At 59.3% G+C, this 17,189-nt stretch carries 20 protein-coding genes; 11 read left to right on the top strand and 9 right to left on the bottom strand.

Annotated features, from left to right (window positions below):
- The first annotated feature begins 98 nt into the window (after positions 1-98).
- Positions 99-362 (top strand): PAAR domain-containing protein, encoded by a 264-nt coding sequence (locus ACXX9E_RS23690; RefSeq protein WP_128615138.1) that lies wholly within the window; start codon positions 99-101, stop codon positions 360-362.
- An 80-nt stretch (positions 363-442) separates the two neighbouring features.
- Positions 443-838: a hypothetical protein gene (locus ACXX9E_RS23685; RefSeq protein ID WP_123462278.1), complete on the top strand. Its 396-nt coding sequence runs from the start codon at positions 443-445 to the stop codon at positions 836-838.
- Positions 839-886: 48 nt separating this feature from the next.
- On the opposite strand, the gene ACXX9E_RS23680 is transcribed toward ACXX9E_RS23685, so the two are convergent.
- Complete coding sequence (locus ACXX9E_RS23680) at positions 887-2,035, bottom strand: aldose epimerase family protein (RefSeq protein ID WP_458556298.1); 1,149 nt, start codon at positions 2,033-2,035, stop codon at positions 887-889.
- Positions 2,036-2,306: 271 nt separating this feature from the next.
- Between ACXX9E_RS23680 and ACXX9E_RS23675 the strand changes: the two genes are divergently transcribed.
- The 3 genes from ACXX9E_RS23675 (at position 2,307) to ACXX9E_RS23665 (ending at position 4,420) form a co-directional block, all read left to right on the top strand.
- The gene (locus ACXX9E_RS23675) at positions 2,307-3,056 is read left to right on the top strand and encodes a hypothetical protein (RefSeq protein ID WP_123462282.1); all 750 of its coding nucleotides are present in this window, start codon (positions 2,307-2,309) and stop codon (positions 3,054-3,056) included.
- 244 nt (positions 3,057-3,300) lie between these two features.
- Positions 3,301-4,086, top strand: coding sequence for a sulfite exporter TauE/SafE family protein (locus ACXX9E_RS23670; RefSeq protein WP_186748121.1), 786 nt, complete (start codon positions 3,301-3,303; stop codon positions 4,084-4,086).
- Between the two features lie 7 nt (positions 4,087-4,093).
- Positions 4,094-4,420, top strand: coding sequence for a hypothetical protein (locus ACXX9E_RS23665; RefSeq protein WP_458556297.1), 327 nt, complete (start codon positions 4,094-4,096; stop codon positions 4,418-4,420).
- 46 nt (positions 4,421-4,466) lie between these two features.
- On the opposite strand, the gene ACXX9E_RS23660 is transcribed toward ACXX9E_RS23665, so the two are convergent.
- Positions 4,467-4,931: a GNAT family N-acetyltransferase gene (locus ACXX9E_RS23660; RefSeq protein WP_128615135.1), complete on the bottom strand. Its 465-nt coding sequence runs from the start codon at positions 4,929-4,931 to the stop codon at positions 4,467-4,469.
- A gap of 206 nt (positions 4,932-5,137) precedes the next feature.
- Between ACXX9E_RS23660 and ACXX9E_RS23655 the strand changes: the two genes are divergently transcribed.
- Positions 5,138-5,698 (top strand): DUF4174 domain-containing protein, encoded by a 561-nt coding sequence (locus ACXX9E_RS23655; RefSeq protein ID WP_458556296.1) that lies wholly within the window; start codon positions 5,138-5,140, stop codon positions 5,696-5,698.
- Positions 5,699-5,854: 156 nt separating this feature from the next.
- Here the strand turns inward: ACXX9E_RS23655 and ampC are convergent, their stop codons facing one another.
- On the bottom strand, positions 5,855-6,949 hold the full coding sequence (gene ampC / locus ACXX9E_RS23650) for a class C beta-lactamase (RefSeq protein WP_458556613.1): 1,095 nt from the start codon (positions 6,947-6,949) through the stop codon (positions 5,855-5,857).
- A gap of 232 nt (positions 6,950-7,181) precedes the next feature.
- On the opposite strand from ampC, the gene ACXX9E_RS23645 reads away from it, so the two are divergent.
- A complete protein-coding gene (locus ACXX9E_RS23645; protein WP_123462290.1) occupies positions 7,182-8,054 on the top strand; it encodes a LysR family transcriptional regulator in 873 nt (290 codons plus the stop codon).
- Between the two features lie 125 nt (positions 8,055-8,179).
- Here ACXX9E_RS23645 and gudD read toward each other — a convergent pair whose 3' ends face one another.
- Together gudD and ACXX9E_RS23635 are read right to left on the bottom strand one after the other, a co-directional pair.
- Positions 8,180-9,523, bottom strand: coding sequence for a glucarate dehydratase (gene gudD, locus ACXX9E_RS23640; protein ID WP_186748116.1), 1,344 nt, complete (start codon positions 9,521-9,523; stop codon positions 8,180-8,182).
- 24 nt (positions 9,524-9,547) lie between these two features.
- Entirely contained in the window at positions 9,548-10,894 is a 1,347-nt protein-coding gene (locus ACXX9E_RS23635; RefSeq protein ID WP_222832509.1) for an MFS transporter, read from the bottom strand.
- A gap of 366 nt (positions 10,895-11,260) precedes the next feature.
- Here ACXX9E_RS23635 and ACXX9E_RS23630 point away from each other — a divergent pair, with 366 nt between their 5' ends.
- Positions 11,261-11,974 (top strand): FadR/GntR family transcriptional regulator, encoded by a 714-nt coding sequence (locus ACXX9E_RS23630; protein ID WP_123462293.1) that lies wholly within the window; start codon positions 11,261-11,263, stop codon positions 11,972-11,974.
- A gap of 92 nt (positions 11,975-12,066) precedes the next feature.
- A complete protein-coding gene (locus ACXX9E_RS23625; protein ID WP_128615629.1) occupies positions 12,067-12,297 on the top strand; it encodes a hypothetical protein in 231 nt (76 codons plus the stop codon).
- Between the two features lie 210 nt (positions 12,298-12,507).
- Here ACXX9E_RS23625 and trhP read toward each other — a convergent pair whose 3' ends face one another.
- Positions 12,508-13,851 carry a prephenate-dependent tRNA uridine(34) hydroxylase TrhP gene (gene trhP, locus ACXX9E_RS23620; protein WP_458556295.1) on the bottom strand — a complete coding sequence of 448 codons (1,344 nt, stop codon included), beginning with the start codon at positions 13,849-13,851 and terminating at the stop codon, positions 12,508-12,510.
- 191 nt (positions 13,852-14,042) lie between these two features.
- Here trhP and ACXX9E_RS23615 point away from each other — a divergent pair, with 191 nt between their 5' ends.
- Positions 14,043-14,729, top strand: a complete 687-nt coding sequence (locus tag ACXX9E_RS23615; protein ID WP_458556294.1) for a cysteine hydrolase family protein — start codon at positions 14,043-14,045, stop codon at positions 14,727-14,729.
- A gap of 112 nt (positions 14,730-14,841) precedes the next feature.
- Positions 14,842-15,903, top strand: coding sequence for an AI-2E family transporter (locus ACXX9E_RS23610; protein ID WP_123462297.1), 1,062 nt, complete (start codon positions 14,842-14,844; stop codon positions 15,901-15,903).
- Here ACXX9E_RS23610 and ACXX9E_RS23605 read toward each other — a convergent pair.
- The 3 genes from ACXX9E_RS23605 to ACXX9E_RS23595 all read right to left on the bottom strand — a co-directional run bounded on the left by ACXX9E_RS23605 (position 15,900) and on the right by ACXX9E_RS23595 (position 16,962).
- Positions 15,900-16,082 (bottom strand): hypothetical protein, encoded by a 183-nt coding sequence (locus tag ACXX9E_RS23605; protein WP_123462298.1) that lies wholly within the window; start codon positions 16,080-16,082, stop codon positions 15,900-15,902. The two genes, ACXX9E_RS23610 and ACXX9E_RS23605, sit on opposite strands and share 4 nt — an antisense overlap.
- A gap of 101 nt (positions 16,083-16,183) precedes the next feature.
- Positions 16,184-16,378, bottom strand: a complete 195-nt coding sequence (locus ACXX9E_RS23600; protein ID WP_123462299.1) for a hypothetical protein — start codon at positions 16,376-16,378, stop codon at positions 16,184-16,186.
- Positions 16,379-16,611: 233 nt separating this feature from the next.
- Positions 16,612-16,962 (bottom strand): hypothetical protein, encoded by a 351-nt coding sequence (locus ACXX9E_RS23595; protein WP_093434008.1) that lies wholly within the window; start codon positions 16,960-16,962, stop codon positions 16,612-16,614.
- Between the last annotated feature and the right edge of the window lie 227 nt (positions 16,963-17,189).

Below are 17,189 nucleotides of genomic sequence, written 5' to 3'. Positions count from 1 at the left end.
AACCAGCGTGATTTTCAACTGGCGAAAAATTCATCACCGATACCCATTGGTAAGAAGACATTTGGATGCCTGAGTAACTTGGTCAAAGGAGTGACAACATGAAAGACGCAATCCGCTTGGGCGACTCCACTACCCATGGTGGCAAGGTGCTCGAAGCCTTCTCCCGAACCGACCTCAACGGCAAGCCCATCGCCGGGCTTGGTCACAAAGTCAGCTGTCCTCTGTGCAAAGGCATTTTTCCGATAACCGAAGGTAGCAGCACCTACACCGTCGACGGCACGCCTATCGCGCTGGACGGCATGAAGACCGCCTGCGGGGCCGCGCTGATTGCCAGTGGCCCGAAAGGAGCGGTGGTCAGTTGAATTCGCGAGGGTGAGCTCTTCGTTCGCCCTCATGAATACCGCAAGTAAACAACCTGGCTTCATCCATTAAAGGAATAAACATGAAGAACACCGCTTTGATCCTCGCACTGATCGCCGCTATCGGCACTGTCAATGTCGCTCACGCAGAAGAGCTGGATGCCGCTACGTTGAAAGGGATGTACGACACTGGGCGCAACATGTCCGGGCTGATTAACCATTGCGTGGACAAGGGCTTCCTGAAAGCTGAAAGCACAGTGAACGCCAATAAAATGGTGGCGTATGTTGCCGGTGTTCCAGGTCAGATGGACAAAAGCGATGGCGACAAGAATGAGGCCCATGGTCGTAAGGGTGAGGTGTTTGCCGATGGTGAATACAAAAGCCTGGAGGCCAATCTGCCGCCGAGTCTGACGCTCAAGCAATGGTGCGCGCAGGCGGATCAAGGCATGCGCCAGGGATTGGAGCGTGTGGGTCTGTAATCCATTGATCGTTCCCACGCTCTGCGTGGGAACGATCAGCGTTGGAGGTTATTTAGCGGAGAACTTCAGCACCACGCTCTGCGTATAAGCCTGCCCCGGATCAAGCCGAGTACTCGGGAAACTCGGCTGATTCGGCGAATCCGGATAGTGCTGTGTCTCCAGGGTAAACGCGCCCCAGTGCGGATAGACCTTGCCTCCCTTGCCCTTGACCGTGCCGTCGAGGAAGTTACTGGTGTAGAACTGCACGCCAGGTTCCGTGGTGAACAGCTGCAGAACGCGACCGGACTGCGGGTCACTCACCTCAGTGGCAACCTTACGGATATCGCCCTTGGTATCCAGCGCCCAGTTGAAATCAAACCCACCCTGTTTTGGCTCGGCAAATTTCAGCTGCGGATGATCAGCCTTGATGTGCGTACCGATCGCGGTTGGTTTGCTGAAATCCATTGGCGTGCCCGCCACGGGGGCCAGTTCGCCGGTCGGGATCAGCTTGGCGGTGACCGGGGTGTAATGACTGGCGTGCAAGGTCGCGACCTGTTTGAGAATGTCGCCATTGCCGGCGCCGGCGAGATTGAAGTAGCTGTGGTTGGTCAGGTTGAGCACGGTCGGCTTGTCGGTGCTGGCCTTGTAGTCGATGCGCAGTTCGTTGTTGTCGGTGAGGCGATAGGTCACCTCGGTGGTGAGGTTGCCGGGGAAACCCATTTCACCGTCCGCCGACAGATAAGTCAGGGTCACGCCCACTGAATCCTTGTCCCGGGTTTCCTGCGCCTGCCAGACCTTCTTGTCAAAGCCCAGCGGGCCACCGTGCAGCGCGTTGGTCTTGTCGTTTTGCGGCACTTGATAGCGTTTGCCGTCAAGTTCGAACGCGCCGTCAGCCAGGCGATTGCCGAAGCGCCCGATGGTCGCGCCGAAGTACGCGGTGCCTTTCTGATAGCCCTGCACATCGTCGAAACCAAGCACCACATCGTCGAACTTGCCGTGCTTGTCGGCGACTTTCAGCGATTGCAGGGTCGCGCCGTAGGTGATGACGGTGGCTTGCATACCGTGGCTGTTGCGCAAGATGTATTGCTCGACGGGCGTGCCGTCATTGGTTTTACCGAAAGCCTTGTGTTCAGCGCTGAGGCCGGCTGCGTTAGCGGAAAGGGTGGCGATCATCAGGGACAGTCCGAGGCCGGATAACAGGTGACGTGATTGAAGCATGGTAGACCTTCCTTTTTTGTTGTTGTTTTCAAATGGCGGATGACCCTGTGCAGGTGCCATCGTCATTAGTCATTCTAATTGAGGTTAAACAGAAGGTTTATAGTTGATTAGTCGGTTATTTCAATAATAAAGACAGACTAATTGCTGGGAGGGGCAGTGCCGAAGGTCGGCTGGTGACGCGCATCACTGCACTTTTGCGCAATCAGCGGCTCTATCCATGGCCAGGATGCGGCGACGCCCGCCGCTCAGGAATGTGTCTGTTCGAGTATTCATGCCGAGAGTTTTTCATCCGATCACTGCGTTTTTTCGTCGCCCATGCCTGCTGCTGGTCTGCCTGTCGTCGCTGATGTTCAGCGGTTGCAGTCATCAGGACGGCAACGGTTTCTTCCATCAGATGCGTGAAGGTCAGCCGCAGGAATTTCTGCAGACCAGTGTCGACCGCATGGCGACCCTGGCAATGCGCGACAACCTCAACAGCCTTTATCGCCTGATGGGCAAGTTGTACTTGCGCAACCCGGAAGAGCTGCGCAAGTCCGGGTTTCTCGACATCAACACTGCCGTTAAACAGGTGCGGCTGGCCATCGAGCAGCAGCAACCGTTGCCGGTGCTCGGCAATCGCAAGGATCTGGCGGCGCTGAGCTATGCGATGAGCCCGGAGTTTCTCGGCGACCGGGTCGGCGCGTTCATCTATGCGATCGGCAGCATGCTGGTCACCGCCCATGGCAATCGCACTGAGTTCTACATGACCGACGCGATCAATCCGACGTTCGTTCACAATGCTGCGCGCAATATCGAAAAAGCTACGTGGATTTTGTCTCAGCGGCAGAACAAGGAAGGTCAGCCGCTGCTGTTTTCCAATGAGATCTCGGAGGAGGGCACCAATCTGAGTTTCGCCACCGAATTCAGCAAGATCGTTGCACGCCTGGATTTGCTCACGCAGATGCTCGATGAGCGGTATCGGCGGATCGGACTTAATTACGCGCAGAGTTTGCTGTTCCTGAATTTCCTGCCGGTGCAGTGAGTTCGGCGCGGTGATGGCAATCAATGCAGCACAACACCTGCGGGAGCTGGCTTGCCAGCGATTGTGGCGTGTCAGGCAACGGAACAGCTGACTGATACGACCTCATCGCGAGCAAGCCCGCTGCCACAGGTTCCTGCGTCGAGGTCGATATGGCATAACCATAGACCGCATTGATATATGTGGTTATAAGAAAAATCGCTATGCTGCGGGCCAGATTTTTCCTGTCGTTTTTCTGGACGTCTTAATGGAATTGGCAAATTTCGGCCTGGTGATTGCCGGGCTGGTGGTGGGTTTTATTGTCGGCATGACCGGTGTCGGCGGTGGTTCGTTGATGACGCCGATCCTGCTGTGGTTCGGCATCAACCCGGCAACGGCGGTGGGCACTGACCTGTTGTACGCGGCCATTACCAAATCCAGCGGCGTCCTCGTTCACCGCAAGAACAAAAACATCGACTGGGCCATCACCGGCTGGCTGACCCTCGGCAGCGTGCCGGCGGTGGCCATGACCTTGTGGTTTCTCAGCACCCTGCACACCGCCCCTGAGGCGATGAACGCGATCATCAAGCAAGCGCTGGGCTACGTGCTGTTCGCCACGGCGTTAGCGATTCTGTTCAAGAAACGCTTGCTGGCATTCGCCCACAAACGCGCGGGCGGCAACTACAACCCGAACGGTGTGCGCCTGAACGTGATGACGGTGATCACCGGTCTGATCCTCGGCACCATGGTCGCCTTGACCTCGATCGGCGCTGGCGCCCTCGGCACGGTCGCGTTGTTCATTCTCTATCCGCTGCTGCCGACCCGGCGTCTGGTCGGCACCGAAATCGCCCACGCCGTACCGCTGACCCTGGTCGCCGGCCTTGGCCACGCGAGCATGGGCAACATGGATTGGGGCGTGCTGGGCTTCCTGCTGATGGGCTCGCTGCCGGGCATCTGGCTCGGCAGCCACCTGACCGGGCGCATTTCCGATGAAGTGCTGCGCCCGTGCCTGGCGACCATGCTGTTGTTGATCGGCTACAAGCTGGCGTTCTGAACCGGCCATGCCTGAAACCACCGTCCATTGCGAAGGTCGTCTCGCCATCACCGTTGAACCGCGTGAGATGCGCATGAGCCATTGGCTGTATGCGCCGCGCGTAGTCGATGTGCAGCGTCAGCGAGTGCTGCTGGATCTGAGTGAGGGCCTGTGGGATTTGCTCGGTACCGCCGATGAGGTTGCCGATAGCATCGTGCTGGTGCTGCGCAAGTACCCGGGCGATCGGGCGTCGGTGATGCTGAGCGTTGAACTCGACAGTGGTGAACTCAAGCTCGGCGGACAACCCGTCGCCCCTTCGCAATTACTCTCGGCGCTCGATTCAATCCTCGCCTGATGCTGCACTCAACTGTGGCGAGGGAGCTTGCTCCCTCACCACAAGGTTAGTGTTTGATCACGTACTTCATGACCGTCACTGGCAGGTCGTCGTACACCAGTTCCTCTATCACCTCCCAACCCAGCTGCGCATACAGCGATTGCGCCGCGTCGGTGTACAGATACAACTGCGACACGCCGAGCGCCGCCGCTTCATCGACGATCCTGTTGACCAATTGCGATGCGACCCCGCGTCCCCGATCTTCAGCCTTCACATAAACCCCTGCCAGCCACGGCGTCAGTTGCGGGCGGATCTTCATGTCGCTGTCGATCAGCAGCGCACCACCGAGCAATCTGCCATCCTCGATGGCCACCACCACGCTGGGAATCGCGCCCTTGCCGCAGGCCGCGCGCATCCGTTCGGTGCGGGCCTCAAGGGTATCGCCGGGGCGGAACTCGCCCCATTCCTTGAAATTGAGTTCGGCCAGTTCTTCAATCAGATGCGGGTGATCGCACAGGTAGTCGATGTACATACGCAGAACTCCTTTTCGTCGGTGAACAGCCACCCTAATGCGGTCATCAAAGGTAATCAAATCCACGTCACGATTGCGCGCAGCTGGTTGCGCAATGTCGTGGCTGTCCTAAGCTTCTGACAAGGCGAAACATATTTGCCGGGCGTGCCCGGAACAATCGCCACGATGCGCAATCATTAGAGCGTGGATATCAAAAGGAGATGCGCATGCTCATCAGGTCACTGACCCTGACACTCTTGCTGGCGATTGCCGGCCCCTTGTTCGCCGCAGATAACGATTCGCCCATCGCCGGGGATATGGGCAGATCCCGACCATTGATCGTGATTGCCTCCAGTACCGTCGATCCGGTATGGGTAGGCCTGAAAAAGTCGCTGGAAGATCCCGCGAACAAGAAGGGCATCGCCGACCGCAATATCAAGGTCTACACCATCCTCAATATGGCCGGTCAACTCGACGGCAAGGACCTCGGCCAGCAGGACACCATGGCCTTGTTGCGCTCGCTGAAGCTGGGCGCCGGGGCTTATCCGAAAGTGTTCCTGTTGGGCAAGGACGGGGAGACCAAGCTCTCGGCCTCGGGCGATGAAGCAAAATCGGTGGACCTGAAGAAAATCTTCGACACGGTCGATGCACTGCCAGCCACCGAGAAGGACATCGCCCCACCGTCTGTGGCGACGACCCCCGCGACTACCGAACCGGCCACGACGAAAGGCGCCAAAAACGCCAAGCCGACCAAACCGGCCAAGCCACCTGAAATGCCGGATGATTGATGAGTAGCACCCTGTGGGAGTGGGCTAGTCCGCGAAGAGGTCCGTACAGTCGACATCACCCTTGACTGACAAGGCGCCTTTGCGGGAACTGGAAAATGGGCGACCTGTGCAGGTCGCCCATTTTTTATTGCCTGGTACAAAGCCCGTGGCTCGCGGTCAGTCAGTGACCGCGCTGAGGATCTTGTGGGCAATCTTCACCCGCTCAGGAATCGGAAAGTTCTTGTTGGCCATGATCACGATGCCAACATCCCTGGCTGGCACAAACGCCACGTAAGTCCCGAATCCACCGGTCGAGCCGGTCTTGTTGATCAGCACGTCAGCCGGTTGCGGTCGCGGTGGATTCAGCCACTGCACCTTGTGCGCTTCCATGGCCATTTCCGTCGAATTGCCCGCGAGCAAGCGATCGAGGCTGATCGGGTAGCGATACATTTCCCAACCCAGGCCCTGGGTCATATCGCCGACGGTGTAATAACCGGTGTGGGTGTTGGCGATGGTTTTTTGCAGGGACGCTTCAAGGGTTTCAGGTTTCAGGTTGGCCTGAACGTAACGCAGCATGTCCACCGCACTGGTTTTAACGCCATAGGCTTGCGAGTCCAGCGCACCGGACGTGACGCGAACCGGTTTGTCATGCTTGTCATAGCCCTGCGCATACAGGTCCATTTGGCTGGCGGGAACGCTGAGGTAGGTGTGTTGCAGGCCCAGTTTCGGCAGCAGGGTTTGCGTCATCGCCTGATCAAAAGGCTGGCCGAGGGTTTTCGCCGCCAGATAGCCGAACAGGCCCAGGCTCGGGTTGGAGTACTGGCGATGGCTGCCGGCAGGATAGACCGGTTTCCATTGCTGGAAATAGCCGAGCATCTGCTCAGGGGAATCCGCTTCGCTCGGGAATTGCAGAGGCAAGCCGCCGGCGCTGTAGGTGCCCAGTTGCAACACGCTGATGTTGTCGAAGGCACTGCCTTGGAGCGCGGGCCAGAGCGTGCTGGCCTTGGTCGCCAGGTCGAGTTTGCCGTTGGCCTGGGCGTAACCGGCGAGGGTGGCGGTGAAGGTTTTGCTCACCGAGCCGATTTCGAACAGGGTGTTTTCGCTGACTTTTTGTCCGGTATCTTTGGTGGCGACGCCGTAGTTAAAGTAATGCGCTTGGCCGTTGGCCGTCAGCGCCACGGTGAGGCCGGGGATGTTCTGTTGTTGCATCACCGGTGTCACCGCCGCGTTGACCAGCGCTTGCAGTTGCGCATCGGAAGGCGGTGCGGCCATGCAGGTCGTCGCGCCAAAAAACAGTCCGAAAGTACTGTAGGAAAAGAGTTTGCCAGGGTTGATGAATGACATGAATGAACCACTCTCCATGAGTGTTGATGATGGTATCCCGCTACACTGCGGGCGATTTCCCCGTCGGGCGACTGATCAGCGCCGCCAATTTAGTCAGCGCGGCGCCAATCGACAAACGACGAAAACTCGCAGCAGCCATTAGAAAAATTTGGGACTGAGCATGATTCGACCACAATTGCCGCTCAACGCGCTGCGCGCCTTTGAAGCGTCCGCACGCCATTTGAGCTTCACCCGTGCGGCCGTCGAGTTGTGCGTGACCCAGGCGGCAGTCAGTCATCAGGTGAAAAGCCTCGAAGCGCAGCTCAACGTCACCCTGTTCAAACGCCTGCCCCGCGGGCTGATGCTGACCAGCGAAGGCGAAACCCTGTTGCCGGTGCTGAACAGTTCATTCGATCGCATTGCGCAGATTCTCGAACGTCTTGCCGGTGGGCAATACCGCGAAATGCTGACGGTCGGCGCCGTCGGTACGTTCGCGGTGGGGTGGCTGTTGCCGAGGCTGGCGGACTTCCGGGCGAAACATCCGCTCATAGATTTACGGCTGTCGACCCACAACAATCGCGTGGACGTCGCTGCTGAAGGGCTGGATTACGCGATTCGCTTTGGCGCGGGGGCGTGGCACGGCATTGAAGCGACGCGGTTGCTTGATGCGCCGCTGTCGGTGTTGTGCGTGCCGGAGATCGCCCGGCAACTGCGCACGCCGGGCGATCTGTTGCAGCACACGTTGCTGCGTTCCTATCGCACCGATGAATGGCCGCAATGGTTTCACGCGGCAGGCCTGGCGACCCACGCGGCGCCACCACAGAGCATTGTCTTTGACTCGTCGCTGGCGATGATGGAGGTGGCATTGCAGGGCAGCGGGGTGGCGCTGGCGCCGCCGCTGATGTTTGCCCGGCAACTGGCGGCCGAGACGATCTGTCAGCCGTTTGCAATCGAGATCACCACCGGGAGTTACTGGTTGACGCGGTTGCAGTCGCGGCCGGAAACGGCGGCGATGCTCGCCTTTAAAAACTGGCTGCTGCAAATCTCTGGTTAATGCAAAACCCCTGCAGGAGTGAGCTTGCTCGCGATGGCGGTGTGTCAGTCAACATTGATATCAACTGACACGCCGCCATCGCGAGCAGGCTCACTCCTACAGGGCGGCTGGACGACTCAAAAGCGTCAGCGCACCAGACACGGCCGCTTGTTATCGAATCGCCACCCCGGAATCAGAAACTGCATCGCCACGCTGTCATCCCGCGCGCCGAGGCCCATGCCTTTATACAGTTCGTGGGCCTTGGCCACCTGATCCATATCCAGCTCCACGCCGAGCCCCGGCTTGTTCGGCACCTGGACACAGCCGTCGACGATTTGCAGCGGTGCCTTGGTCAGGCGCTGACCGTCCTGCCAGATCCAGTGGGTGTCGATGGCCGTGATCTCGCCGGGCGCGGCAGCGGCGACGTGGGTGAACATCGCCAGAGAGATATCGAAGTGATTGTTGGAGTGCGAGCCCCAGGTCAGGCCCCACTCATGGCACATCTGCGCCACGCGCACCGAACCTTGCATGGTCCAGAAGTGCGGGTCGGCCAAGGGAATGTCCACTGACTGCAGCTGGATGGCGTGGCCCATTTCGCGCCAGTCGGTGGCAATCATGTTGGTCGCGGTTTTCAGCCCGGTGGCGCGGCGGAATTCAGCCATGACTTCGCGCCCCGAATAACCGTTTTCCGCACCGCACGGGTCTTCGGCGTAAGCCAGCACGTGGTGTTGATCGCGGCACAGGCGGATCGCTTCTTTCAAGGACCAGGCGCCATTCGGATCGAGGGTGATGCGTGCATCCGGGAAGCGTTCGGCGAGGGCGGTGACCGCTTCGATTTCCGCATCGCCGCTGAGCACGCCACCCTTGAGTTTGAAGTCCTTGAAACCGTATTTCGCATGGGCCGCTTCGGCGAGGCGCACCACCGCTTCGGCGGTCATGGCGTGCTCGTGTCGCACGCGAAACCAGTCATTATCGGCATCCGGTTCGCTGCGGTAGGCGAGGTCGGTTTCGCGCTGATCACCGACATAGAACAGGTAACCGAGCATTTTCACTTCATCACGTTGCTGGCCTTCGCCAAGCAGCGCCGCAACCGGTACGTCGAGGTGCTGGCCGAGCAGATCGAGCAGGGCCGCTTCAAGACCGGTGACGGCGTGAATGGTGATGCGCAGGTCAAAAGTCTGCAGGCCGCGGCCACCGGCATCGCGGTCGGCGAAGGTCTGGCGCACTTGATTGAGGATCTTCTGATAGGTGCCGATCGGGCTGCCGACCACCAGGCTGCGCGCATCTTCCAGGGTCTGGCGAATGCGTTCGCCGCCGGGCACCTCGCCGACGCCGGTATGGCCGGCGTTGTCTTTGAGAATGACGAGGTTGCGGGTAAAGAACGGCCCGTGGGCGCCGCTCAGGTTGAGCAGCATGCCGTCGTGGCCGGCCACCGGGATGACGTGCATGTCGGTGATGATCGGGGCTTTGGCAGTGTCGTGTGCGGTCATGTTTTTATCCTTCTGATACAGCGTTCAGGCGTGCTTTGGCGCGGCCTCGGCCACGGCGAGGTCAGCAGCGGGTTTGGGCGTGGTGCGCGCAGCGAAGACGATGATCGCGGCAATGATCGAGGTCGCGGCCAAACCGTAGAGGCCGCCCTGAATCGAGCCGGTGTGTTCTTCGAGCAGGCCGAAGGTGGTCGGCGCGACGAAACCGCCGAGGTTGCCCACCGAGTTGATCAGCGCAATCACCGCTGCGGCGATGCGAGCATCCAGATACGCCTGGGGAATCGGCCAGAACAGCGACGAGGCGGATTTGAACCCGAGTGCCGCAAAGCAGATGGCGACGAAGGCGAAAATCGGCCCGCCGGTAGTGGACATGAACATTCCTGCGGCGGCGATCAGCAGCGCGGTGGCGACCCACGCCTGCTGGTGTTTCCACTTGGCCGAGAACGCAGCGAAGGTGTACATGCCGATGATCGACAGCAGCCACGGAATCGAGTTGAACAGGCCGACCTGGAAGTCGCTCATCTCGCCCATTTTCTTGATGATGCTTGGCAGCCAGAAGGTCGCCGCATAAATGGTCAGCTGGATGAAGAAGTAGATCAGGCAGAACAGCAGGATCTGCCGGTCCTTGAGCAGTTTGCCCAGTGAAGGACGGATGGGCGTTGCGGCTTCGCGGGCCTTTTGTTCATCGTCGATGGCATTGACCAGCGCATCCTGTTCGGCGCGGGTCAGCCATTTGGCGTCGTGGGGTTTGGCGTCGAGCCAGAACCAGACAAATACACAGAGCCCGACCGAAAACATCCCCTCAATGAAGTACATCCATTGCCAGCCGTGCATGCCCAGGCCATTGATTTGCAGGAGCAGGCCGGACAGCGGACCGGAGATCAGCGAGGCCACGGCGGAACCGCTGAGGAAGATCGCAATCGCCTTGCCGCGCTCGACGCCGGGCAGCCAGCGGGTGAAGTAGTAGATCACCCCAGGGAAGAACCCGGCTTCGGCCACGCCGAGTAAAAAGCGCAACACATAGAAGTGGGTTTCGTTCTGGATGAACGCCATGCCGGCTGCGACCAGGCCCCAGGTGAGCATGATGCGAGTCAGCCAGATGCGTGCGCCGACTTTCTGCAGAAGCATGTTGGACGGCACTTCGAACAGCGCGTAGCCGATGAAGAACAGACCGGCGCCGAAGCCGTAGGCGGCGGCACCAATGCCCAGATCGTGTTCCATGTGAGTGCGGACGAAACCGATGTTCACCCGGTCAATGTAATTGACGATGAACATGATCACGAAGAGCGGCAGGACGTGGCGTTTCACTTTCGAGATGGCGGACGCGAGCGTCGAATCGACGCCCTCGTGCATCCCGGAGACGGAGGTTTTCACTTGGTTTTCTCCCACTGATTATTTTTATGCGGGGTAGGGCTGGTGCTGCTTTGTTGATAGACATCATACAACCTGAAATTTTTGTCCTACAAGTGGGCCGATGCAATTAAATTTGTCTGGCGCCGGTTCTTTTTATGCTTTTTTGCTTTCTTAAGGCGTATCTATTGGGATTTCTCGCAGTGAGTGGAGCGCTGAAGCTGCACGCTATCGTCTTTTGTTGACGTGAACGCGCTGGTTTTTTCGCAACTTCCATAAAGATATTTGAGTGTTGTCATACAAGTGGTTCAGGATTTTTAGCGCTAAAATCAACCTCGTCCCGCACTGCGCGATGCTACGATCCGCTGGCCCCGATCATCGGAACCGACCATGCAAGAAGACCTCGACGCCCCCGCCCGTAAACGCGCCCATAACCTGGCGCATGACCTGGTGGAGAAACTCACCCAGAGCATCCTGCTCGGCCAGTTGTCGCCCGGCGACAAGCTGCCGTCGGAGAACGCCATCGTTCAGGAACACGGCGTCAGTCGCACGGTGGTGCGCGAAGCGATTTCCAAATTGCAGGCGTCGGGGCTGGTGGAGACGCGGCACGGCATCGGCACCTTCGTCATTGAGCGCGCTGCCGAGCAGGGTTTGCGCCTGAATGTCGATACCGCGCTCGGTGTGCGCAGCATTCTTGAGTTGCGCATGGGCCTGGAGACGCAGGCCGCCGCGTTGGCAGCGCAACGGCGCAGTGAGCAGCAACTGCTGCAGATGCGTCAGGCGCTGGATGACTATCAGCGTCTGCTGGACAGCAACGATAGTTGCGTCGAGGCTGATCGGCGTTTTCATCTGCTGATCGCCGAGGCCACTGGCAACGTCTGCTTCAGCGAAATCATGCAGCACCTGGGCAACGCAATGATTCCGCGCAACCGGCTCAATGCTGCCGAACGCGGAGCGGCAGATCTAAGCAAGCTGGGGCAGTTGGCCAACCTCGAACACGAGGCGATCCTGAATGCGATCAAGCGTCAGGACCCCGATGCGGCACGCGCAGCGATGTGGCTGCACCTGACCAACAGCCGCGACCGCTTCAGTGCGCAGGGCTGATCGCCGCTGGTCCGTTCAATAGCACGCCTCCCGCCAGCACGCTTCCAATCAGTACGGCCCGGATGTTCCGGACCTCCTGTGTGAGGTGTGTCATGGCGAATGATTTGCTGTTTCAGGGTGGTGTGTTGCCGACTGATCCGACCCGGCCGGTGCCCGGCACGGAGGAGCCGACATTGGCTGATCATGATGCGCCGCCGGGTATGAGCCCGGGGCGCGATCCATTGAGCGACGCCGATCGGCCGGAAGACTGGAAGGACCCGGCGGCGGACGATGATGTGCCACCGGCGGATGTTCCGACGCCGTTGTCGGATGATCGCAGGTAATAAAACCCCGGGTTTTGGTGCCGGGCTTTTTTGTCGGTGGTCAGTTGCAGTGTGTGTTGTTCATGCCGGCCTCATCGCAGGCAAGCCCGCTCCCACAGTGGTGTCATGGAATTTGGTGTTCGACACCTGCCCTGTGCGAGCTGGCTTGCCAGCGATGGCGGCGGCAATGCCGCTGAAGATCAGTTCCCCCCGACAGGGTAGTGCATGCCCTCATAGGGGATTCGTAGCTACATCCCGCATCAGCAACCCAAAGCGCAAATCCACCGCATCCGGAATCGGCAGGTACACCGTGTGCCCGTCCCCCGGCGCAACTTCGATCGCTTCCCCCTTGGCACTCTGCAACTGGTGCAGATCAAAGTGGAAATTGCCCTTGGGCGTCATCAATTCCAGATGGTCGCCCAGTGCAAAACGGTTCTTCACCTTGACCTCGGCCAGCCGGTCGCGGCGTTCGCCGGTCAGTTCGCCAACGAATTGCTGACGTTCCGACACCGAACTGCCGTGCTGATAGTTCTGGTATTCGTCGTGCACATGCCGGCGCAGGAAGCCCTCGGTGTAGCCGCGCTGCGCCAGTGATTCCAGGTCGCTCATCAGGCTGCGATCGAATTCGCGCCCGGCGACTGCATCGTCGATCGCCCGGCGATAGACCTGCGTGGTGCGTGCGCAATAGAAGTGCGACTTGGTGCGACCTTCGATCTTCAGCGAGTGCACGCCCATGCGGGTCAGGCGCTCGACGTGCTGGACGGCGCGCAGGTCCTTGGCGTTCATGATGTAGGTGCCGTGCTCGTCTTCAAACGCGGGCATCAACTCACCTGGGCGATTGGCTTCCTGCAGCAGGAACACCTGATCGGTCGGCGCGCCGATGCCCAGGGTCGGCTCGGGCTGGAAGGTCTGGACGATGTCGCCGAGCTGGTTTTCCGTGGCTTCCTGCGCCGAGTATTTCCAGCGGCAGGCGTTGGTGCAGGTGCCCTGATTGGCGTCGCGCTTGTTCATGTAGCCCGACAGCAGGCAGCGCCCGGAGTAGGCCATGCACAGCGCGCCGTGGACGAACACTTCCAGTTCCATGCCCGGCACCTGCTCGCGGATTTCGCCGATTTCCTCCAGCGACAGTTCCCGCGAGAGGATGATCCGGCTCAGCCCTTGTTGCTGCCAGAACTCGACGCTCGCCCAGTTCACGGTGTTGGCCTGCACCGACAGATGAATCGGCATCTGCGGAAAATGGCGGCGTACCAGCATGATCAGGCCCGGGTCGGACATGATCAGTGCATCCGGCGCCATCTCGATCACGGGCGCCAGGTCCTTGAGGAAAGTCTTCAGCTTGGCGTTGTGCGGCGCGATGTTGACCACCACATAGAAGCGCTTGCCTTGTGCCTGTGCCTCGCGAATCCCCAACGCCAGGTTGGCGTGGTCGAATTCGTTGTTGCGCACCCGCAGGCTGTAACGCGGCTGACCGGCATACACCGCATCGGCTCCGTAGGCGAAGGCATAACGCATGTTTTTCAGGGTGCCGGCGGGGGCGAGCAGTTCCGGGGCGGTGAGGGCTTGGGTGAGAGTCATGGCGGCGTCGATGGCAAAAGCGCGGCAGCGTAAGGCGGATGTCCGCGCGGGTTATTGATCTGGATCTATGTTTCGGCGCGTTGCGCCGATCTGTGCAAAAGCAGCACAGATGATGTGCTGCTTGTCGTGTTTTCTGCCCGGCGGCGAGTGCTTAACCTTTGCCCATCATTCAACCGAGCAAGGACATTCCCATGCAGCGCTTCACCCGCCGTTTCCTCAGTGCCTGTGCATTTTCCGGGGTGCTGGCCAGCACTGGCGCAGTTGCCGACAGTCAGCCGACCCTTCGGGCGATGTCCGGCGCGACTCCGCTCAGCCAATTGCCCACCGGCAAAACCGCCTTGCTGGTGATCGATTTCCAGAACGAATACTTCAGCGGCAGGCTGCCGATCCCGGACGGTGCTGCTGCACTGGCGAAAACCCGTGAGCTGATCACTTTCGCCGACCGCCACCACATTCCGGTGTACCACGTGCAGCACGTTGCGCCGGCCGGTTCGTCGGTGTTTGCCAGCGATGGCGATACGGTGAAGTTTCACCGGGACATGCAGCCACGGGCGCAAGACGTCGTGCTGCAAAAGAACACCGTCAGCGTATTTGCCAGCACCGATCTGAACCAGCGCCTGAAAACCTCCGGCATCGACACGCTGATCGTCTCGGGCCTGATGACTCACGCCTGTGTGGCTGGAGCCGCGCGGGATGCAGTGCCGCTCGGTTACAGCGTGATTGTCGCCGCCGATGCCTCGGCAACCCGCGCCATTACCCGTGCCAATGGCGCGGCCATCGACAAGGACTCCCTGCACAAGGCTGCGCTGGCGGAAATCGAGGACACGTTCGGCGACGTCTTGAGCACCGGACAAATCGTCCGTTTGCCGGTTCGATAAGCGGGCTCAAGCTGATCCGCAACTATGCTCCATGAATAAAGATGGCACTCGTGCAGGCCCCGATTGACTAAGGTTCGGGGCGTGCATGACGCCTGACTGACATGGATCGGACATGAACCAAAAAAATCTTCAATTCAAATCCCTCACCGTGCTGCTGTTGCTGGTCACGGTGGCGTTTATCTGGATCCTGCTGCCGTTTTATGGCGCGGTGTTCTGGGCGGTGATCCTCGGCATCCTGTTTGCGCCGATGCAACGCCGGTTACAGCAGAAATTCGGCTGGCAACGCAACCTGACTGCTTTGTGCACCCTGGGCATTTGCCTGATCATTGCGATTCTGCCGGTCATCATCCTCAGCGTGTTATTGGTCCAGGAAGGCGCGACGCTGTACAACAACATCGAAAGCGGCCAGCTGGACATCGGCGCCTATCTGGCGCAGTTCAAACACAGTCTGCCGCCTTACTTTCAGCATTTGCTTGATCGCTTCGGCATGGGCGAACTCAACGGTCTGCGCGAGAAAATCGTCAAGGCGTCGATGCAGGGCAGTCAGGTACTGGCCACTCAGGCCTTCAGTTTCGGTCAGGGCACGTTCGAGTTCGTGGTCAGCTTCGGCATCATGCTGTACCTGCTGTTTTTCTTTCTGCGCGATGGCGCCGAGCTGGTGCGCAAGGTGCGTACCGCCGTACCGCTGGAAGAGAGTCACAAACGGCGTTTGCAGTTGAAGTTCAATCGGGTAGTGCGGGCAACGGTGAAGGGCAACCTGGTGGTAGCGGTCACTCAGGGCGCATTGGGCGGGGCGATTTTCTGGTTTCTCGACATCCCCAGCGCACTGCTGTGGGCCGTGCTGATGGGTTTTCTGTCGCTGTTGCCGGCGGTGGGGGCGGGAATTGTCTGGGCGCCGGTGGCGGTGTATTTCCTGCTCAGCGGGATGATTTGGCAAGGCGTGGTGTTGGCGTTGTTCGGGGTGTTTGTGATCGGCTTGGTCGACAACGTGCTGCGCCCGATTCTGGTGGGCAAGGACACGCGTATGCCCGATTACTTGATCCTGATCTCGACCCTTGGTGGCCTCGCGGTGTTCGGCCTCAACGGCTTTGTCATTGGCCCGTTGATCGCGGCCCTGTTCATGTCCAGTTGGGCGCTGTTCATCGAGACCAAACCGAAAGTCCAGTTGCCTTAGGCTTGAAACGGCTCGCCAACGATTTTCTGCGACAAGGCCTGCGCCGCCGGCAGCGAGGTGAGCGGGCCGCTGATCGGCTCGCCATCGCGCACCAGATACCAGCAGGCGAGCAGGCCCGACGCTCTGAGCGCGGCGGGAACGGCGCTGCCGATAACGGACATGATTTGAACCTGAGCCATGACAAGGACCTCCATCAAACGATGGGGCTACCTTAGGGATTCAACGGTTGCAGGGACAATCAACGCTTTCGATAGTAGTCATTGATGCCGTTGAGGGCTGATCAATCGACCACTTGATCGAGCATGTGCATGACCTCGCGCTCGTTGAGCAAGCCCTTGTGCACGAGGTTCTCCGTCAGTAGCGAGAGAAACTTGGCACAACGGTGACCTTCCAGGTGCTTGAGCTCGGTCAGGGCGCTGTACACCTTGCTGGAGGTGCAGAGGCCGACAATGCGGTGCGGGTTTTGTGTAGGCATGTAATCGTCCTTGTTCTTATCAACCTGTTGTTTGCGGACGGATTCAGATTGCGGTTCCGTCATGACAAAAAGATGACCGTTGTGTGCAAAAGACCATAACGCTCGCAACCATCATGCCGACTTTAGCGGGTGAGACTGTCTCCACAGCGACCTTGGCGAGATTTTTTCAGACCCTGGCCGACCGGCGGTCATAAAAAAGCCCCGCTCTATAAAGCGGGGCTCTGTGTTTTCGGTTACCAGCGTGGGCCACCGTAATAGTGCGGGCGACCGTAATAACCACGCGGTGGGCCGTAATACACCGGAGCCGGTTGCACGTACACCGGTTGTTGCACATACACCGGCGCTGGCTGGTAGTAGACCGGTGGCGGTGGTTGCTGCACATAGACCGGTGGCGGCGCATACACCGGCGCCTGTTGCACATAAACCGGGCGATCCTGGTTGATAAGCGCCGAACCGATGATGGCCGAGCCGACGATTGCGCCAAACACTGCCGGCCCCTGCCAGCCACCGCCATGGGCTTCTGCTTGCCCTGTGACAGCAAAGGCACCGATCAGCAGGGCGACGATAGGGAGTTTACGAATCATGGTAATTCCTCGGTTCTTCAACCCGGCATCGGGGCCTGCACCAGGCCCACAGTTGTCGCGGGGATATCTCTAAGACAGCGAAATCCGGAAAATCAGCACAGCCGTTGGGTAAATTTTGTGTAAGGTCTGTACCGGCTTCTTTACTGGGCCATGCGCTGGCCACGGCACACGTTTAAAACAGGCCGCTATGATCGTTCAGAACCTGATGGGCTGGCTAATCCCGTCCA

The sequence above is a fragment of the Pseudomonas sp. GNP014 genome, assembly GCF_054344005.1.
Note: the sequence above shows the minus strand (reverse complement) of the source record. Positions and strands in the feature narration are given on the sequence as shown.